We start from the raw sequence: 3,169 nt of genomic DNA on the forward strand, positions 1-3,169 counted from the left end.
GAGCGCCTTTGCCGCCCCGGCCCGGCCCGGCATCATCCCGCTCGCCGTCGCCCTCGCCGCGGCGGCCCCGCCCGCGCCCGCCGTGGCCTCGATCGAGCCCCTCGCCAATCCCGACCCCTTCGCCAATCCCTGGGCGGGCCTGAAGCGCTCGGCCGTCGAGGCGCCGCCCCCCGCACCCGTCGAGACGCCGGAAGAGCGCGCCGCGCTCCTGGCGGAAGCCGAGGCCCGCGGCCGCGCCGAGGGGCTGGCGGAGGCGCGCGCCGAGGCCGAGGCCCGGCTGGAACAGGAGCGGGCGGCCTTCGAGACCCGCTTCGCCGAGGCGCGCCGCCAGTGGAGCGAGAGCGAGGCGGAAAGCCTGGCCTCCGGCTTCGCCGCGGCCCTGCGCGCCCTCGACGCGGAGCTCACCGGACGGATCGCCCGGCTGCTCGTGCCCGTCCTCACCGACGCCCTGCGCCGCCGCGCCGTGGCCGAGCTCGGGGACGCCCTGCAGCGCCTGCTCGCCGACCCGCAGGCGGCCCAGGTGCGGGTGAGCGGGCCCGAGGACCTGCTCGCGGCGCTCGGCGACCGGCTCGGGCCGCTCGCCGACACGATCGCCTTCGCGCCCGGCGAGGCGACCGAGGTCTCGGTCGTGGCCGACCAGACCGTGATCGAGACCCAGCTCGCGGCCTGGACGCGCCTGCTGGCCGCGGCGGTGGCGGAGAGCTGACATGGCCGAGGGCCACCACGAGATCATCATCATCAAGCGCCACGGCGATCACGAGGACGGCCACCACGGCGGCGCCTGGAAGATCGCGCTCGCGGACTTCATGACCGCGATGATGGCGCTGTTCCTGGTGATGTGGCTGATCAACTCCACCAGCAAGGCGCAGAAGCAGTCGATCGCGGAATACTTCAACCCGGTGAAGCTCGCCGAGGTCACCCACGACCGGAAGGGCGTCTCCGACCCGCAGGACACGCCCTCCGATCCGGCGAGCCCCGGCGGCGGCAAGACCGACGCCGAGGGCAAGGGCGAGGGGGAAGGCAAGGGCGAGGGCAAGGGCGCCGCCAAGACCGATTCTCGGGGCGAGCCCGCCGCGCCGGGCAGCCGCGCCCGCGAATCCGCCCTGTTCCAAGACCCCTACGCGGTGCTGGCCAAGCTCGCGGCCGAGGGCGAGCGCTCGGAGGTGGCGAGCGCCGACGCCACGGCGCTCGAGACCGGCCAGCCCGGCATCAGCGGCGGCGAGGCCGCGCGCGATCCCTTCGACCCGCTCTACTGGCAGACCGAGGCGCTGCCCCGCGCCCGCAGCGAGCAGCCGGGCGCCGTGAACACCGTGTCCCGCACGCCGAGCGAGACCCGCCTCGACGCCCGCGGCCAGGTGGCCCAGGGCCCGCGCCCCAAGGGCGACGCGAAGGAGGCAGGCAAAGATGCGGGCAAGCCGGTGCAGCTCGCCTCCGCCGAGGCCGAGCTGCCCTCGGCGGTGCGCGACGCCCTGAAGACGCCCCGCGAGGCCAAGGACGCCGCGAAGGAAGCGGCCAAGGCAGAGGCGGCGAAGGCGGAAGCAGCGAAGGCAGAGGCCAAGGATCCCGCCAAGGACCTCACCAAGGAACCCGTCAAGGATCTGGCGAAGGAGGCCGGCCCCGACCCACGCCCGGCCGAGACCGCGGCCATGGCCGAGATCAAGGCCGAGATCGCCAAGGCGGTGCAGCCCCTCAGCCTCGGCGCTCCGGCGCCGCGGATCGAGGTGCGGCGCACGGGGGAGGGGGTGCTGATCAGCGTCACCGACGAGATCAATTTCAGCATGTTCCAGATCGGCTCGGCCGAGCCGAGCCCGAAGGTGGTGCGGGCGCTCGAGCGCATCGCCAAGGTGCTCACTGCCCGCCCCGGCCGCATCGTGGTCCGCGGCCACACGGACGGACGGCCCTTCCGCTCCGAGACCTACGACAATTGGCGCCTGTCCTCGGCCCGCGCTCAGATGGCGTCCTACATGCTGGTCCGCGCCGGCATCGACGAGAAACGGCTGGAACGCATCGAGGGCTATGCCGACCGCCTGCCGCGCAGCCCCGATCCGAAGGCCGCCGAGAACCGGCGCATTGAGATCCTGCTCCGGGGACAGGGGGAATGAGGCCTCCGCGCCGCCTCATCATCGCGCGCCTCGCCCTGATCGCCGGCCTCGCGATGCTCGCCGCCCCGGCCCAGGCCGCCGGGGACGGCCATGGCGATGGGCATGGCGAGCCGCCCAAGCCCGTCGAGGCGCTGCCGGTGACGCCCCGCGGCCTGCCGGTGGAGCTGGTGCGGACCCTGCAGCTCCTGCAGGACCGCATCGCCCGCGGCTCGACCCAGGCCCACCTCGCCCAGCGCCAGCTCCTCGTCCACATCGAGAGCCGGCTCGCCGCCGTCGAGCCCGAGACCTGGGCGGTGGCGGAGAACGCCCGCGCGGGCGTGGCCTTCGCCCTGGCCGGTGGCGGCCCCGCGCTGCTGCGGCGCATGCTCGACGGCGGCAAGCTCGGCGAGGCCGAGGCGCCCCTGGTGCTCGGCGCGCTCGCCTATCTCGAGGGCCGCGAGAAGGAGGCGCGCACGCTGCTCGCCAAGTTCGACCCGCGCACCATGCCCGCGAGCCTCGCCGGGCAGCTCGCCCTCACCCAGGCCGCGGTGACGGTGCGCGACGCGCCCGTGCGGGCGATCGAGCTGCTCGACCTCGCGCGTCTGCTCGCCCCCGGCACCCTGGTGGAGGAGGGGGCCCTGCGCCGCGAGATCTTCGTGGTGGCGCAGGGCGGCGACGCGCGGCGCTTCGAGGCGCTGGCGACCCAGTAGCTGCGCCGCTCCCGCCGCTCGGTCTATGCCGGCAACTCCCGCCAGCGCTCCGCCGCGGCGCTGACCCGCCTCGACTTCGCGAGCGACGGCGCCCGCGTGGCGCAGCTCGAGCGCATGCTCGACGAGATCGAGCCGGAGGGACGGCGCGACCTCTACCTGCTGGTCGCCCGCGCCGCCCTCGACCAGGGCCGGCGCGAGACCGCGATCTTCGCCGCCGAGCGCGCGGCCGGCCTCGCCGAGCCCGAATCGCGCCCCGCCGCCCAGGCCCGGCTCTACCGCGCACCAGGCTGTGAGCCATCGACATCTGGCCATTCGGGTGCTCACGAAGCCGGTCGGCATCAGAACTCCGCGCCGATCCACACCCGATCTCGGCAGAGT

General features: G+C 75.0%; 2 protein-coding genes and 1 pseudogene. All 3 read left to right on the forward strand.

Translation table 11 applies throughout. From position 1 onward, the window contains the following. On the forward strand, positions 1–706 hold a 706-nt coding region (locus MET9862_RS28735), incomplete at its 5' end, for a hypothetical protein (RefSeq protein WP_306438920.1). A 1-nt stretch (position 707) separates the two neighbouring features. Further along, positions 708–2,102, forward strand: coding sequence for a MotB family protein (locus tag MET9862_RS28740; protein ID WP_142586279.1), 1,395 nt, complete (start codon positions 708–710; stop codon positions 2,100–2,102). Continuing rightward, positions 2,099–3,169, forward strand: a pseudogene (locus MET9862_RS30905) (MotC family chemotaxis protein); the annotation flags it as partial. The gene MET9862_RS28740 and the pseudogene MET9862_RS30905, both read left to right, overlap by 4 nt.

This window comes from Methylobacterium symbioticum (assembly GCF_902141845.1).
Taxonomy (GTDB): domain Bacteria; phylum Pseudomonadota; class Alphaproteobacteria; order Rhizobiales; family Beijerinckiaceae; genus Methylobacterium; species Methylobacterium symbioticum.